This window comes from Psychrobium sp. 1_MG-2023, from assembly GCF_030689115.1.
In the GTDB taxonomy this organism is placed as follows: Bacteria; Pseudomonadota; Gammaproteobacteria; order Enterobacterales; family Psychrobiaceae; genus Psychrobium.
The window spans coordinates 1-14464 of the sequence record NZ_JAUYVJ010000048.1 but is presented as its reverse complement, the minus strand read 5'-3'; the positions used below and the strand labels follow the sequence as shown (position 1 = coordinate 14464).

The following is a 14464-nucleotide window of genomic DNA, read 5'->3' as shown; positions in this document are numbered from 1 at the left end:
ACGGCACTCATGCCGTGGAATGTGCAGCTCGATTACACGTCAGGCTAGGCACAACGGGTTAGTTGCGCGTTTACTTATATTCCCACTAAACAAGCCACAACGACATGTTAACCACAAGTCGCTCAAGCCCATCCATAGGGCGCTCGAAAACCGCATCCCTGCGGTTTAGCGCTTGCTCATAACATATCATTATAGCTTTTAATTGAAGTGCGCTTATTATTAGGTCGGTTATCCTGACATGCCCACATCCGTCACCTTGACATGCTTTTAGTCAGGACCTCACATCGCTTGTTTAGCCTTTAATGCATTGTTGGCTCTGTCTACGCAGGGATGAAGTGACTGAATGAGGTTTGTGCGATAGATAATACCTAATTACTTTTGGAAAGCACTAAACTTCTACCGACACTAGCCCATGCTCTAGTTGCTCATTACAACAATTGTTCGAGCGTTCGCTTTGTGTCGAAAACTGACTCTTAGGTTATCCACGCCGTAAGGGTGTGGTTCAATATGAACTACACCGTTATGTATGATTCATCAAAGCAATTCAGGGCTACGGTAGATGGCCACCGCTTTAGGATTCTAGTATCTTCTTTAAATAATAATTCGTTTGTCCGACGGGGTAATCATCAAGCTCTGCATAGACCTCAAAGCCTAATTTTTTATAAAAATCTAACGCCTGAAAACTGCCTGTTTCGAGTTTAATTCGCGAGAGCCCTTCAATGATAGAATACTGCTCCATTTTCTCCATCATTTTAGTCGCTAAATCGTTATCACGATAATTTTCGTCAACCCACACTAATTCAATATTAAGCCAACCCCAACTATTAAAGCCAAATACGCCACCGATAAGTTTTCCTTCTAGGTCTCGGATAAAGCAGCCGATGGGTTGTTTAACGTTTTGCCACAGTTTATCGTGATTATAGGCACGCAATTGCGTAGTCAGTTCCTCAACATCACCAGGCTCAGCCGGCAAAACGGGTTCGATAATTAAGTGTTCTAAGTTGATGGCCATTAAATTAACTCGCGATAGGTGAATTCTGTTATACTAACCGAGTTTTATTAGTAGAGAAATAGCATGAACCGTAACCAAGTCGTATTAGTCGATAGAAACGACAATGTTATTGGTAGTACGGATAAACTACTAGCGCATCAGCAAGGGCTATTACATCGCGCCTTTTCTATCTTTATCGTTCGAGAACATCAAGGTCACGTCCAGTTATTATTGCAACAACGAGCTTTGCATAAATACCATTGCGGCGGTTTATGGAGTAACAGTTGTTGTTCTCATCCTCAGCCTAATGAATCCGTTACAGAATCTGCTTTAGCTCGCTTAACTGAAGAGCTCGGTTTTTCACTCTCGGATTTACGGTGGGTTGGCAGTCATACCTATCGAGCGGAGCTGACTAACGAGTTAATTGAACATGAATATGATCATTTATTTGTTAGCTGGGCGAATCCAAACTTGGACAACCTTAACCCTGATGAAGTCGCTGCGGTTGCTTGGGTCGATATAGAGCAGCTAGAGCAATTATTAACAACCAAGCCTCACTCTTTCACACCATGGTTTGCCCCAACGTTTGAAAAAGTTAAATCATCACTAATTAGACGTTCGATAGCTTAATTGGCTGTAGTGCATAAGGCTAGTATCACTACCTAGGTAAGGATGATAGCCTTAAGTTTCATAGCGTCAGATGTCAATGAGTGTCATGAGTGAGTTAAGACCTGCCTTAGTTAAAATCATCCCCGTCATTTTTGTGTTGTTATGGAGCACTGGCTTTATCGGTGCAAAGTATGCGTTACCTTATATTGAACCATTTAACTTACTATTTATTCGGATGCTAATCACTGTTGCGGTATTTTTGTGTTTAATGAAAGTGCTTGGTGTGACATGGCCGTCGCGAAACCAAATAAAGCATCAAGCTGTCAGTGGTCTATTAATTCATGGTGCCTATCTCGGTGGTGTTTTTACCGCAATAAAATTACAAATGCCAGCGGGAATCACGGCATTATTGGTCTCAATGCAACCACTGTTAACTGCTCTTATTACGATTTTTATTCTTCAGCAAGCAGTGAAATTGCGTCAATGGCTGGGATTGAGCCTTGGCTTTGTTGGGGTTGTTCTGGTTCTTCTAGCAAAAGAAGGCGGTACGAATGTCGAGTTCGGTTGGCCGGCATTATTGGCCACCTTAATCTCATTGGTGGGCATCACAATAGGCTCGATGTATCAAAAAAAATTTAGCGGTAATGTTAGCTTAGTTGCGGCATCACTGATCCAATATTCAGCTACGGCTCTATTAATGGCGGGATTGACTTTTTGTTTTGAAACCCAAGTTATCGATTGGCAGCTACCGCTGGTTGCAGCATTGACTTGGTTAGTCTTTGGACTTTCGGTGAGCGCGGCCTTACTGCTTCTCTATATGATACGACAAGGTGAATCAGCAAAAGTAGCGTCATACTTTTATTTAGTCCCAGGTATCACAGCCATTGAGGCATGGTTATTATTCGAAGAGCAGCTGCCGTTTTTAGCTATTATGGGCTTTCTTATCAGTATTGTCGGTGTTTATCTCACTATTGCTCGTGGGCGAGCTTCTGGCTAAGTTTTCGTGTAATCGCGATGAGCTGCTGTTGCTCAATGTCACTTAAATGCGATAAGAGTGCTTGTTCTTGAGCTAACACTAAAGGCACAATTTCTTGGTAAAGCAACTCTCCCTGAGATGTCAGTACGACAGTATTAGCGCGTCTATCAGTGGTTGAGGTTTCTTGGCTTAAGTAATTTCCTTGTTGTAATTTAGCAATCGCTCGACTGACTTGCATTTTATCTAGCTGAGTTATCTGCATGATGTCTTTGCCCGAAATTGTCTTAGTAGTATCGCTACAATGTTGTTGGCCAACACAGGCTAGCACACGCCATTCAAAGCGGCTTAGGCCATATTGTTTTTTATAAATTTTTGCGATGTACTCACTCATTTGCTGTGCCAAAATAGAGAATTGGTAGGGAAAATATTGATTTAATTCTAATGATGGTTTCATGGTTGATCACTTATAACGACAGTCGCTTGATTGCATTCTAGCCTGAATTGACTTTAGTAACAAATGATACTAATATCGACTAATTGATTAGTATCATTTGTTACTATTTGTGAGGGCGAGATGATCGATATAAAACAAATGCACCATGTGGCGTACCGCTGTAATGATGCCAAAGAAACCGTTGAGTGGTACCAAGAGATGCTCAATATGGAATTATTGGTAGCCATTTCTGAAGATAGAGTGCCGTCTACTAAAGAGCCAGATCCTTATATGCACGTATTTTTAGATGCGGGTATGGGCAATATCTTGGCATTCTTCGAGCTGCCAACTAAGCCTAAAATGGGTCGTGACACCAACACGCCAGAGTGGGTACAACATATCGCTTTTGAAGTCACTGACCGTGATGCATTAATTGCAGCAAAAGCTGAATTGGAACAAAAAGGGCTGGATGTTTTAGGTATTACCAACCACGGGGTTATTCACTCAATTTATTTCTTTGATCCTAACGGTCATCGTCTAGAATTAACCTACCGTAGTGGTAGTGAAAAGCAAATGGCTGAACTTAAACGTGTTGCTCCTGCCATGATTGAAGAGTGGTCGGTGACTAAAAAAGCACCACAGCATGCCGCATGGCTGCACCAACAAGAATTTAGCGAAGAATAAGGGTATCGCATGTCTGTAACTAAACAGTCTCTATTAAATGAAACACATAATCCGCAACTAAGCAGCTGGCTAGACTCTGCTAATTTGCCAAACACTGACTTTCCAATTCAAAACTTACCATTTGCTATCTTTAGAGTTGCTGGCAGCGAGCAAGCATTTCGTGGTGGTGTGGCAATTGGCGATCAAATTATTGACTTAGCTGCACTATCAAAACTTAAATTGTTTGACGGCGTTATTGCTGAGGCACTGGTGGCTTGTAGTCAGTCGACATTAAATGACTTCATGGCAATGCCTGCATCTGTGTGGTCAGCGCTGCGTGCTGCATTATCTCAAGCGTTAAGCGCTGGTGCTGAGCTTGAGGGTGAGTTGCGTCGTTGTCTTGTTGCTCAAGATGAAGCGGAATATGATTTACCTTGTCGTATCGGTGATTACACTGACTTTTACACATCGATTCATCATGCAACGAGTGTCGGGTCATTATTCCGTCCGGATAATCCATTATTGCCAAACTATAAATGGGTGCCAATTGGTTATCATGGTCGTTCATCGTCTATTGGTATTTCTGGCCAAGCATTCCCACGCCCTAAAGGTCAAACCAAAGCGCCAGATGCTGACAGCCCAAGTGTTGGTCCATGTAAGCGCCTAGATTACGAAATGGAAGTCGGTATTTATATTGGCGGTGGTAATGAGCTTGGCGAAACAATCGCACTTGATGATACTGACCAGCATATCTTTGGTATGTGTTTATTTAATGATTGGTCTGCGCGCGATATTCAAGCGTGGGAGTATCAACCATTAGGCCCATTTTTAGCGAAAAACTTTGCATCAACGGTCTCACCATGGATTGTGACTAACGAAGCGTTAGCACCGTTTAGAACAAGTTGGCAACGTAACGAAGCCGACCCACAACCGCTTGAATACTTATCAAGTGAACGTAACAGTGCGTTAGGTTCTTACGATGTACAATTGGAAGTGTTCTTAGAAACGCCAACCTTGCGTGAAGCGGGTGAAGCAGCGGTTAAGCTAACTCAATCATCTTTCCGTCACTCTTATTGGACTACGGCACAAATGGTTGCTCATCATACCGTGAATGGCTGTAACTTAGTCGCTGGTGACTTCTTTGGTAGTGGTACTCAATCAGGTCCAGACGCACAGGAAGCGGGCTCTTTGTTAGAGTTATCTAATGGCGGCAAGCAACAAGTGGAATTGGCTAACGGTGAAACACGTACTTTCCTTGAAGATGGTGATGCTGTTGTAATGCGTGGTTACTGTGAACAAGCAGGTGCGAAACGCATCGGCTTTGGTGAATGTTATTCATTAGTACTTCCAGCTAAATCATAAGAAAGCACATTAGAACATCAAAATCGACTGAGCGAGCGCCACATTAGTGACGCTCGCTTTTTTACTTTATAGCCATTCATCCTTTATGACCAACCTTAGTTCAAATGTAATACTTTAAATTTATACCAATAAAATCAATGACATTTTATGTCAATGAGAATTAGTTTAATTGATAAATAATAATAATTATCGTTTGCGATCTTAATTTTGTTACATTAATATACGGGCAAATTTGGTGACTAATTAATCTTTAAAGGATATAAAATGAGCGTTAAAAAATTAGCAATAGCCTCTCTTGTGGCTGCTGTGCTAACAGGTTGTAATGGCGATGATGGTGACAACGGCATTGCGGGTCTTGATGGCTTAAAAGGTGCTGATGGTGCAAATGGAGTGAGCACTTTTGTTAAGCGTCAAGATGTACTAACTACCAATGCGAACATTGCTTATGCCGTTTATAGCGACTCATTAATCACCGCGCAAAATTTACGTGATGACCTTGCTGCATTAGTCGCTAACCCTACAGAACAAACGTTTGCTCAAGCTAAAGATGCTTGGTTAGCTTCACGTGAACCCTACGGACAAACTGAAGTTTACCGTTTCCGTTCGGGTCCTATCGATGCACTTAAAGAAGATGGCACCATTGGTGTTGAAGGTGATGGTAAAGAAGGTCGCATTAATGCTTGGCCGCTAGCTGAAGCGATTATCGATTATGTCGCACCAGCGGTTAACGGTTCTGCCCAAGGTGATGTTGTGATCTCTGGCAGCATCATTACTAACGCTGCTGACTATCCAACAATCAATAAAGACACTATCGCAGATATGTTTGAGCATGGCGAAGATGAAGCGAACGTAACCACAGGCTACCATGCGATTGAGTTCTTACTATGGGGTCAAGATTTAAACCTCGACGCAACAACAGGCGATGGTGGTACACGTGATGCTTCAGGTGGTCAACGTCCGGTGACAGATTACAGTATGACAGCTTGTACGTCAGGCACAGGTACACCAGCAGATGTCAGCGTATGTACCCGTCGTGGTCAATACTTATTAGCTGCTGCTGATTTATTGATTGAAGACTTAGCCGCTGTGACTACAGCGTGGGAGCCAGGTGTTGAGGGTAACCACTATGCTAACTTCGTGGCAGGTGGTGATGAATCTCTTGGCCTAATGCTGGGTGGCATGGGTCGCTTAAGCTTTGGTGAATTAGCAGGTGAACGAATTAACATCGCGCTAACCACTAACTCTCAAGAAGATGAGCATTCTTGTTTCTCTGATAACACGCACCGCGACATCTTCTTAAATGCGAAAGGCGTTCAAAATTCTTACTTAGGTCGCTACGTACGCGTTGATGGCGAAGTGATTGAAGGCGCATCGCTTCATGACTTACTTGTCGTGGAAAAAAACCATGAGTTAGCAAATGACCTACGCGGTGCATTAGAAAAAACCATGGCTAGCGCTGCTGTTATTGATACTAAAGCGAAGACTGGCGTACCGTTTGATAACCTAATTCAACAAAGTGTATCACAACCAAATGTCGTTGCCGTTATTGCAGCGTTAGTTAAACAAACCGATCAAATTGAGTTAGCAGCACAGGTGCTTAATGTTGAAACTGCCGATTTACGTGATGATACCGATCAAGATATCTAGTAGATAAAAATAATTTCTCGATAGTGTAATAGGCTCTTTTAATTAAGAGCCTATTTTTTGCGTTTATAACCCTATAAAAAGTAATGATTATGAATCAATCGTTTAGCAGTTTGTTAGGACACAAAAGTAAGTTATTCACATCAGTTGTTGTGGTCGGTATGTTAGCTGGTTGTGGTGGCTCGGATAAGAAGCCCACAGTACAGCCGGAACCAGAGCCTAATCCTGCACCAGTGAAGCCTGCGAAAGATCACAGTGGATTAACGCCATTAACGGCGTCAGAAATAATCTCTGGTGAGCATTTGGCGGGTGGTGCGGTCACTAGTTTTATTTTTAATAGTGAAGCTTTTGAGCAACGAGCATTGGCTGTGGCTGGTAACTTTTCTCAAGATGCTAACTTTACTGCTGGCGATCATATCTTTAGAACTCCTCATGATGGCATGGGGCCGTTAATGAATGCAGCGAGCTGTCAGGGTTGTCATTTAAAAGATGGCCGTGGCGTAGTTCCTGCCTCTCCAGTAGAAGCAATGCGTAGCATGTTTTTACGTATTGGTGATAGCCAAGGCAACCCTGATCCAGTCTATGGTGGTCAGTTACAAACGTTTGCTGTGCAATCTTTTACCACATCTGATCGTGATGCCGGCTTACCGAAAGCCCAAGGGTCGATTAATGGTGACGAACTATACGGCGAAGCGTTTGCCTTTATAAAATATGAAACCATTAATGGCCAATATGCCGATGGTGAAAGTTATCAGCTGCGCAAACCGACTTACTACGTAAAAGATTTATCATTTGGCGAGTTTAATGGAGATGTGCGCTTATCGCCTCGTGTCACGCCAAGTGTCTTTGGAGCAGGCTTATTGGAAGTGATAAAGGCGGACACTATCGTGGCTTTGGCTGATCCTGACGATAGTAATAACGACGGTATCTCTGGCCGCGCAGTGTTTGTTAACGAAACCATGACCGGAGAACAAAAGCTAGGGCGTTTTGGTTACAAATCAACAAACCCAACGGTATTACAACAGTCTGCGGGGGCTTATCGCGGCGACATGGGTATCACCAATTCTTTATTTAAACAAGAGCCTTGTACCGAACTGCAAGTGGCTTGCTTAAGCGTTGCAGAGCAAGAGACTACCGTTGGTGAAGATATCGATATAACCGACCGTGAATTAGCGTTAGTTGAGTTTTACACCCGAGTATTAGCCGTGCCTGCGCGCCGTGGCTTTGATACGACGACTGAACAATGGCAGGCCGATGTAACCGCGGGCCGCACACTATTTTTTAACAGTGGCTGTGTCGATTGTCATACACCGCGTCATGTCACTGGTGAGGCGCCGGGAAGCTTATTGGGGGAAGTGATGTTATCGACCCTTTTACCTGATGCTGAACCACTGGATTATTTAGCTAACCAAACTATCTATCCGTATACCGACTTGTTACTCCATGATATGGGCGGTAGTTGTAAGATTACCCGTGAGTTAGCCGACGGTGCAAGTTGTACAAGCGGTAACAGCTGCATGTATGTGCAACGCTGTGAAGGGCTAGCAGATGATCGCCCAGAAGGACAGGCTGATGGTCGTGAGTGGAAAACCCCAGCGTTATGGGGGCTTGGTCTTGTTAAAACGGTAAACCCGAAAGCAACGTTCCTTCATGATGGTCGAGCTCGCACTATTGCTGAGGCTATCTTGTGGCATGGCGGTGAGGCCAGCAACAGTCAGAAAGCCTTTGTGAACTTAAGTAAAGTCGAGCGAGACCAATTGCTTAGTTTTTTAAATTCACTGTAACTTGAGTTGTTGAGATGTATAGATTTATGTTTACTGCTGCTGCGTTAATTGCAGTGGCAGCACTGACTGGCTGTAATGAGCACGCTGTTCCGGGGTTTAACAGCAGCGAGCTTAAGCCAGGAGGCAAGGCTACGGTTAAACGACTTGATAAGCGCACCTTTATCCAACCGGGCAATCACATTGAAAGTATGGATAAACTCGCGTTTTGGAGTGGTTTAACGTTTTTTAAAGATCCTTGGGTGATCTCGCCTAGTTCAACTGACGATCGTGATGGTTTAGGTCCGCTCTTTAATACCCGTTCATGCGTCACTTGTCACAGCAAAGGTGGGCGTGGGCGTGCTGAACAAGAGGGAAGTATCAAAGGCTCAGGTTTGCTAGTTCGTTTAGGTTCAACATCTGGCACTTTACCAATGGTTGACCCTATTTATGGGGGGCAGGTGCAAGTGCGTGCCATTGACTATCGCCACTCAGCGATGAAGCAGCCAGTGAAGCCGGAAGCGAAGCTGTCATTAACTTATCAATACATTAATGGCAAGTTTGACGATGGCGAAACTTACCAACTACGCAAGCCCTTAATCAAGTTGAGTGATTTAGCTTACGGCCCCTTGGCGCAAGGAATAGGTATTTCACCGCGTTTTGGCCCCAACATTTATGGCATGGGTTTATTAGATGCGATTAAAGAGCACGATTTATTAGCGCAAGAAGATATTGAGGACAGCAATGGCGACGGCATCAGTGCGAAATACAATCGTGTAGTGGCCGCAAGCAGCAAAAAAATGGCGGTAGGACGCTTTGGTTTTAAAGCGAAACACCCCACGCTTGAGCAGCAGGTTGCGGCCGCCTTTGTCACTGACATAGGCATCACTAACCCAATGTTTAATGATGAAATATGTACAGGGCATCAAGCCGGGTGTTTACAAGCAGCGGCGTTAGGTGCGCCTACACAGCAACTAGAAATCAACCAAAAGTTATTTGATTTAACGATGAGTTTTAGCTTGCATATTGGGGTGCCGCCAACGCGTCAATTACAAACTCAGCAGGTGCAAACCGGTCGCAAGTTATTTTATCAAGGTGGCTGTCATCAATGCCATCGCCCGAGCTATGTCACTGACACTAATTACCCTGAACAAAGTTTAGCGGGTTTAACGATTTGGCCGTACACCGACCTCGCATTACACGATATGGGAGAGGGGCTAGCCGATGGTGTACATGAATACTCTGCAACGGGTCGTGAATGGCGTACACCACCATTGTGGGGCATAGGTATGCAACAGAGAATTCAAGGTAAACAACAGTTCTTACACGATGGCCGGGCACGTACTATCAGTGAAGCCATTCTCTGGCATGGCGGTGAGGCCACGGCAAGCCAACAACACTTTAAAGCATTATCAAAAGCTGAGCGTGAAGCGCTTATTGCCTTTGTCCGTGCAATTTAGCAATAAGCAATTTTAAAGGAATTAATACTCATGCTTAAACAACAAAATTCAACGCTATCCCAATGGCAACGTTACGCAAAATATACCGCTGCAGCACTATTAACATCGCTACTCATTGCCTGTGGTGGTGGCGGGGAAACGGAAGACAAAAAAGCGTCTAATCCAGCCCCAGAGGGTGATGCAACACCCGTTGTAATCGAGCAAGGGGAAGCGTTCACCCTGTATCTCACCGATATGGCTGACCAAGTGATCCTTCCTCACTACGCACAAATGCGTGAGCGTTTTGAGGCGTCACAACAGGCAATTACTCAGTTTTGTAGCTTAGAGACCGCTGCGGATAGTGACTTAACAGCGTTACAACAAAGTTGGCAACAGGCCAATCAAGCATGGCAACAAGTTCAGTGGCTTAAAGTTGGCCCTATTGCTAGTCAGAATCGTTGGTTTAGAATTCAATTTTGGCCAGACTCCAATGATGCCGTTGAGCGCGGTGTAACCGATTTGCTACTAAACCCGAATGTTATCGACCAACCATTCTTAGCGACGCAAAATGTTGGCGGACAAGGGTTACCAGCATTAGAACGTATCATTTTTGCCGATAATGATAATGCGTTGTTAGTTGCTAGCGACATGGCGAAACGTTGTGAAGTGATGAATGCGATTGCGGCCAATATCGTCTTAATCTCGCAGGAAGTGGAGCAAGGCTGGGTGAACACGACTAAAAGTGATCTGATTAATGGCCAAGGTGAGTTTGATAGCACTCAAGATGCCGTTGAGGAGTTGGTTTCAAACTTAGTGGCGCAAATTGAAATTGTGCGTGCGAGAAAAGTAGATTCAGTTGCTGATGAAACAAGAGCCGCTGAAAGTGCTATCGCAAATGCCAGTGCTAGTAATCTGGTGATGAATGTTCGTGCTTTTAGTGAAGTCTTTCAGGCGAATAGTAATTTTGGTTTAGATGATATTTTAATTCGCAGCCATCAAGATCAACAATTAGCTGATGCAATTAATGCCCAGTTAGTGTTGACTGCGCAGTTAGCTGAAGCACTTGATGAGGATTTTAACCAGTTAGTGCAAACGCCTGATGGCAAAGCCGAGTTGGAAAAGATATCAGCTTCATTAAATAAGCTAGAAGATCAGGTGAAAGTGGACTTTGTTAAAACACTAGGCATTAGCCTTGGCTTTAATTCAAATGACGGTGACTAAGTGATAAACCAGTCTCGTCGTCATTTTATACAACAGGCAGTAAAACTCGGTTGTGGTTTAACTACTGGTGCAGTCGGCGTAGGCTTGTTAGGTGGCTGTAAGCCGCTGACCGCTGGTGCTGATAGGGTGTTATTTGCCAGTGCCTTAAAGCTAACTGGCAGTCAGGGCAAAACGTCAGGCTATTTCTTAGGCTTTTTTGACAAGTTGGGTCAGTTGATAAGTAAAGTGAAGCTGCCTAGTCGAGGGCACGATGTTGTTGCTGTGCCTAATAAGCCACATCATGCACTGGTGTTTGCACGGCGACCGGGCTACTTTGCGATAGAAGTGAATGGCCTGACGGGTGAAATTACTAATCAGTTTAAACCGCAACCGTCCTATCACTTTTATGGTCATGGTTGTTTTGATGCTAGCGGTCGTTATTTATTTTGTACCGAGAATAAAGTCGAGCCGCTTTCCAGCCGCGGGCAGGGGACTCAAGCACCCTTGGGGGTGATTACCATACGTGATGCCAACAACTATCAGTTGTTATCTCAAATGAGCGCTGGTGGTGTTGGGCCTCACCAATGCGTGATAATGCCGGATAATAACACCTTGGCGGTGGCTAATGGTGGGATCTTTACCCATCCAGACAAGCCAAGAGAGAAGCTTAACTTAACGACTATGCAACCAAACCTGAGTTATTTAGACGTTGAGAGTGGTAAAGTGCTAGCGAGCTATCAGCCGCAACATCACCAAGCTAGTTTACGCCACCTTGCCGTGAGCCAAACGGGGCAAGTCATTATTGGTGCTCAATTGCAGCAACCTCTAGCGCACATAGAGCCCTTGATCTACTCCCATCACGGTGAGTCTAAATTACGCCCTTTAGTTGCTAATGATAACTTATGGCAAAGCATGAATGGTTATACCGCAAGTGTTGCTATCGATAGTCATCATCAAGTGGCTGCGGTGACGTGTCCTCGAGGTGGCTTAGTTAGTTATTGGGATTTAGTCTCTTTAAACTTATTGTCATCCGAGCGTTTTAAAGACTGTGCAGGTGTCGGGGTTGTCAAAAGGAAGTTCTTTATGAGCAATGGAAAGGGCAGATTGGCGAGTCAGGTTATAACAACGCAGGCACCAGCGGGGTTAAAGACGCTAGCCAACCACAATACAGTACGTTGGGATAATCATCTTGCAGTTATCTCTCCCGTCGTTCCCGCAGTTTTTTAAGCGGGAACCTCACGAGGCTGCCACCACATTCACCAGCACAGTTTACGTAAGCAGCTCCCGGCTTAAAAGACTATCGGGTCGACGATATGGTTGGCATTCTGATTGAGCCACAAAAAAGGCGCGCTAATCTCTTAGCGCGCCTTTCATCAATTAGTGTAAAAAACTAATTAGAATTTGTAACCAACTGATAGAGTGTAAACTAATGGGTTTAGGTTAACACTTACTTTTCCTGGCACTTCTAAAGCTGTTGCTTTGAATGTTGCAGTAGTATCGATATCGATGTAACGAACCGATGCGTTGATAATGAAGTTATCTTCTAGGTGGTAATCAACACCAAACTGTGCCGCTAAGCCCCAAGAGTTTTTAAGATTTAAATCTTTAGCTTGAAGGCCAACAGACTCTGTACCCGCTGGTAAGCCTAACGCCGGTGCTAAGTCAGCAATTGATGTATCGTTTAATGCGCCAACTTGAACTGCATCACCGCTCATTGTGCTGTTGAAGTTATCATCGAAAAATACAGTGTAGTTAATACCGATACCAGCGTATGGTTGAATTTTCGATGTTGGCTCGTTGAAGTAGTAAAGTGCACTTAATACTGGTGGTAGGTGCTTAGTGCTACCTAGGTTTAGTGTAGTATCACCAACATGAACATTTAAGTCGTGGCTAAATGGTGTCGCTGCTAATAGTTCAATTGCAACGCGGTCAGTCACGAAATACGCTAGGTTTAGGCCTAATTGAGTGTCATCTTCAACAGATGCTTTTAATGCAGGGCCACCTTCGGCTAAATGAACCGTCATGTCTGCAGCGTAGATAGTTGGCTTGTCATCAGATAATGCAACATTTGTTAAACCTGCACGAACAATGATATCACCTGCTTCGTTTGCAGTAGCAACGGCAGCTGAAGAAGAAAGAGCAGCAAGAAGGGCAACGTTTAATAATGTCTTTTTCATTTTGAGTATCCTTGAGGAACGAAATAAGTTTGTAAATTCAATACGGCTATTATGGGTATTTTGAAAAGTTGAAAATTGATGTAAATCAAGTGAAAGACGTGATGTGATGGGCTTTATTGATTTGAATCAAAGGTTGTTAGAGTTATTGAAATTGTTGTGAGGTAAAGCGGAACTTTTTGAGTTGTGAGAGGGAAGTCAGTTTGTGTTAAGGCTGCTACTTTTATGTTAGCTCTATATCTATTTAATCGAGTTTAGAGACATCATGATAAGAAATAGCCTGTTTGTTTTATGCTTATTCGTGCCCGCTATTGAGGCTAATGCAAACTTTAGTGATGAGCTGGCCTCCGCAGCCATTGAGCGTACAAAGCATGCCGTGACCTATGACGGTCGTTACATTGCTATTGCTTTCCCTAATGGTGATGTACCACCTAATATTGGTGTGTGCACCGATGTGGTTATCCGTGCGTATCGCAGTTTAGGTATTGATCTGCAGTTATTAGTGCACCAGGATATGAAGGCGAACTTTGCACATTACCCTTCTAAACGCATTTGGGGTTTAATAAGAACGGATCCCAATATTGATCATCGTAGAGTACCAAACCTCAAAACATTCTTTGCAAGGCATGGCAAGAAGCTCCCTGTGACAGAGGATAGCGGGGATTATAAACCGGGTAACTTGGTGACGTGGCTGCTTCCGGGTAATTTACCCCATATCGGTATTGTGACAGATAAATTATCACCTACTACAGGCAACCCTCTTATCTCGCATAATATCGGGCGAGGGCCCGTACTTGAAGATATGTTATTTGATTTTAAAATTACCGGACATTATCACTATGCACCTAGTCACTAAGCAGGGATAGTATCAGTCCTAAAAGTTGTCGTTCCGGCATTGTTTTAGCCGGAATCTCTCGTTTAAACCCTAAAGCGAGGTCCTGAATAAAACATTTTCAGGACGACGCAGGCAGGAGTACTAACTCTTCTATAATATGACGAGGTTGTCAGCCCTAAAAGTTGTCGTTCCGGCATTGTTTTAGCCGGAATCTCTCGTTTAAACCCTAAAGCGAGGCCTGAATAAAACATTTTCAGAACGACGCAGGCAGGAGCGCTAACTCTTCTATGATATGACGAGATTGTCAGCCCTAAAAGTTGTCGTTCCGGCATTGTTTTAGCCGGAATCTCTCGTTTAAACCCTAAAGCGAGGCCTGAA

14 protein-coding genes are annotated in these 14464 nt (G+C 43.9%); 10 read left to right on the top strand and 4 right to left on the bottom strand.

Translation table 11 applies throughout. The features are described 5' to 3' along the window. Positions 1–571: 571 nt before the first annotated feature. Complete coding sequence (locus Q8W26_RS17225; protein WP_101213941.1) at positions 572–1012, bottom strand: GNAT family N-acetyltransferase; 441 nt, start codon at positions 1010–1012, stop codon at positions 572–574. A 63-nt stretch (positions 1013–1075) separates the two neighbouring features. Between Q8W26_RS17225 and idi the strand changes: the two genes are divergently transcribed. Further along, positions 1076–1621: an isopentenyl-diphosphate Delta-isomerase gene (idi, locus tag Q8W26_RS17220; protein ID WP_101213942.1), complete on the top strand. Its 546-nt coding sequence runs from the start codon at positions 1076–1078 to the stop codon at positions 1619–1621. Positions 1622–1706: 85 nt separating this feature from the next. Further along, positions 1707–2597: a DMT family transporter gene (locus Q8W26_RS17215; protein WP_101214004.1), complete on the top strand. Its 891-nt coding sequence runs from the start codon at positions 1707–1709 to the stop codon at positions 2595–2597. Here the strand turns inward: Q8W26_RS17215 and Q8W26_RS17210 are convergent. Beyond that, positions 2569–3030: a MarR family winged helix-turn-helix transcriptional regulator gene (locus tag Q8W26_RS17210; protein WP_101213943.1), complete on the bottom strand. Its 462-nt coding sequence runs from the start codon at positions 3028–3030 to the stop codon at positions 2569–2571. The genes Q8W26_RS17215 and Q8W26_RS17210 overlap by 29 nt on opposite strands. Before the next feature lie 120 nt (positions 3031–3150). On the opposite strand from Q8W26_RS17210, the gene Q8W26_RS17205 reads away from it, so the two are divergent. The 7 genes from Q8W26_RS17205 (at position 3151) to Q8W26_RS17175 (ending at position 12304) form a co-directional block, all read left to right on the top strand. Further along, positions 3151–3693: a VOC family protein gene (locus Q8W26_RS17205; protein WP_101213944.1), complete on the top strand. Its 543-nt coding sequence runs from the start codon at positions 3151–3153 to the stop codon at positions 3691–3693. Positions 3694–3702: 9 nt separating this feature from the next. Next, on the top strand, positions 3703–5034 hold the full coding sequence (fahA, locus tag Q8W26_RS17200; RefSeq protein ID WP_101213945.1) for a fumarylacetoacetase: 1332 nt from the start codon (positions 3703–3705) through the stop codon (positions 5032–5034). Positions 5035–5298: 264 nt separating this feature from the next. Continuing rightward, positions 5299–6681 carry an imelysin family protein gene (locus Q8W26_RS17195; protein ID WP_101213946.1) on the top strand — a complete coding sequence of 461 codons (1383 nt, stop codon included), beginning with the start codon at positions 5299–5301 and terminating at the stop codon, positions 6679–6681. A gap of 89 nt (positions 6682–6770) precedes the next feature. Then, positions 6771–8462: a di-heme oxidoredictase family protein gene (locus tag Q8W26_RS17190; protein ID WP_101213947.1), complete on the top strand. Its 1692-nt coding sequence runs from the start codon at positions 6771–6773 to the stop codon at positions 8460–8462. Positions 8463–8476: 14 nt separating this feature from the next. Further along, on the top strand, positions 8477–9898 hold the full coding sequence (locus tag Q8W26_RS17185) for a di-heme oxidoredictase family protein (RefSeq protein ID WP_305473838.1): 1422 nt from the start codon (positions 8477–8479) through the stop codon (positions 9896–9898). A gap of 30 nt (positions 9899–9928) precedes the next feature. Continuing rightward, positions 9929–11098 (top strand): imelysin family protein, encoded by a 1170-nt coding sequence (locus tag Q8W26_RS17180; RefSeq protein ID WP_101213949.1) that lies wholly within the window; start codon positions 9929–9931, stop codon positions 11096–11098. Continuing rightward, complete coding sequence (locus Q8W26_RS17175) at positions 11099–12304, top strand: DUF1513 domain-containing protein (protein ID WP_101213950.1); 1206 nt, start codon at positions 11099–11101, stop codon at positions 12302–12304. Positions 12305–12471: 167 nt separating this feature from the next. Here the strand turns inward: Q8W26_RS17175 and Q8W26_RS17170 are convergent, their stop codons facing one another. Then, a complete protein-coding gene (locus tag Q8W26_RS17170) occupies positions 12472–13254 on the bottom strand; it encodes an OmpW family protein (protein WP_101213951.1) in 783 nt (260 codons plus the stop codon). Positions 13255–13516: 262 nt separating this feature from the next. Between Q8W26_RS17170 and Q8W26_RS17165 the strand changes: the two genes are divergently transcribed. Continuing rightward, a complete protein-coding gene (locus tag Q8W26_RS17165) occupies positions 13517–14107 on the top strand; it encodes a DUF1287 domain-containing protein (protein WP_101213952.1) in 591 nt (196 codons plus the stop codon). A gap of 62 nt (positions 14108–14169) precedes the next feature. Here the strand turns inward: Q8W26_RS17165 and Q8W26_RS17160 are convergent. Further along, positions 14170–14464 (bottom strand): hypothetical protein (locus Q8W26_RS17160; RefSeq protein ID WP_305473837.1); only part of this gene is annotated, 295 nt, incomplete at its 5' end.

Excerpts from the sequence above, each read along its gene's own strand:
- Q8W26_RS17195 (WP_101213946.1), top strand. The coding sequence starts at position 5,299 with ATGAGCGTTAAAAAATTAGCAATAGCCTCTCTTGTGGCTGCTGTGCTA.
- Q8W26_RS17210 (WP_101213943.1), bottom strand. The coding sequence starts at position 3,030 with ATGAAACCATCATTAGAATTAAATCAATATTTTCCCTACCAATTCTCT.
- Q8W26_RS17165 (WP_101213952.1), top strand. The coding sequence starts at position 13,517 with ATGATAAGAAATAGCCTGTTTGTTTTATGCTTATTCGTGCCCGCTATT.
- Q8W26_RS17205 (WP_101213944.1), top strand. The coding sequence starts at position 3,151 with ATGATCGATATAAAACAAATGCACCATGTGGCGTACCGCTGTAATGAT.
- Q8W26_RS17180 (WP_101213949.1), top strand. The coding sequence starts at position 9,929 with ATGCTTAAACAACAAAATTCAACGCTATCCCAATGGCAACGTTACGCA.
- idi (WP_101213942.1), top strand. The coding sequence starts at position 1,076 with ATGAACCGTAACCAAGTCGTATTAGTCGATAGAAACGACAATGTTATT.
- Q8W26_RS17190 (WP_101213947.1), top strand. The coding sequence starts at position 6,771 with ATGAATCAATCGTTTAGCAGTTTGTTAGGACACAAAAGTAAGTTATTC.
- Q8W26_RS17170 (WP_101213951.1), bottom strand. The coding sequence starts at position 13,254 with ATGAAAAAGACATTATTAAACGTTGCCCTTCTTGCTGCTCTTTCTTCT.
- fahA (WP_101213945.1), top strand. The coding sequence starts at position 3,703 with ATGTCTGTAACTAAACAGTCTCTATTAAATGAAACACATAATCCGCAA.
- Q8W26_RS17215 (WP_101214004.1), top strand. The coding sequence starts at position 1,707 with ATGAGTGAGTTAAGACCTGCCTTAGTTAAAATCATCCCCGTCATTTTT.
- Q8W26_RS17185 (WP_305473838.1), top strand. The coding sequence starts at position 8,477 with ATGTATAGATTTATGTTTACTGCTGCTGCGTTAATTGCAGTGGCAGCA.
- Q8W26_RS17225 (WP_101213941.1), bottom strand. The coding sequence starts at position 1,012 with ATGGCCATCAACTTAGAACACTTAATTATCGAACCCGTTTTGCCGGCT.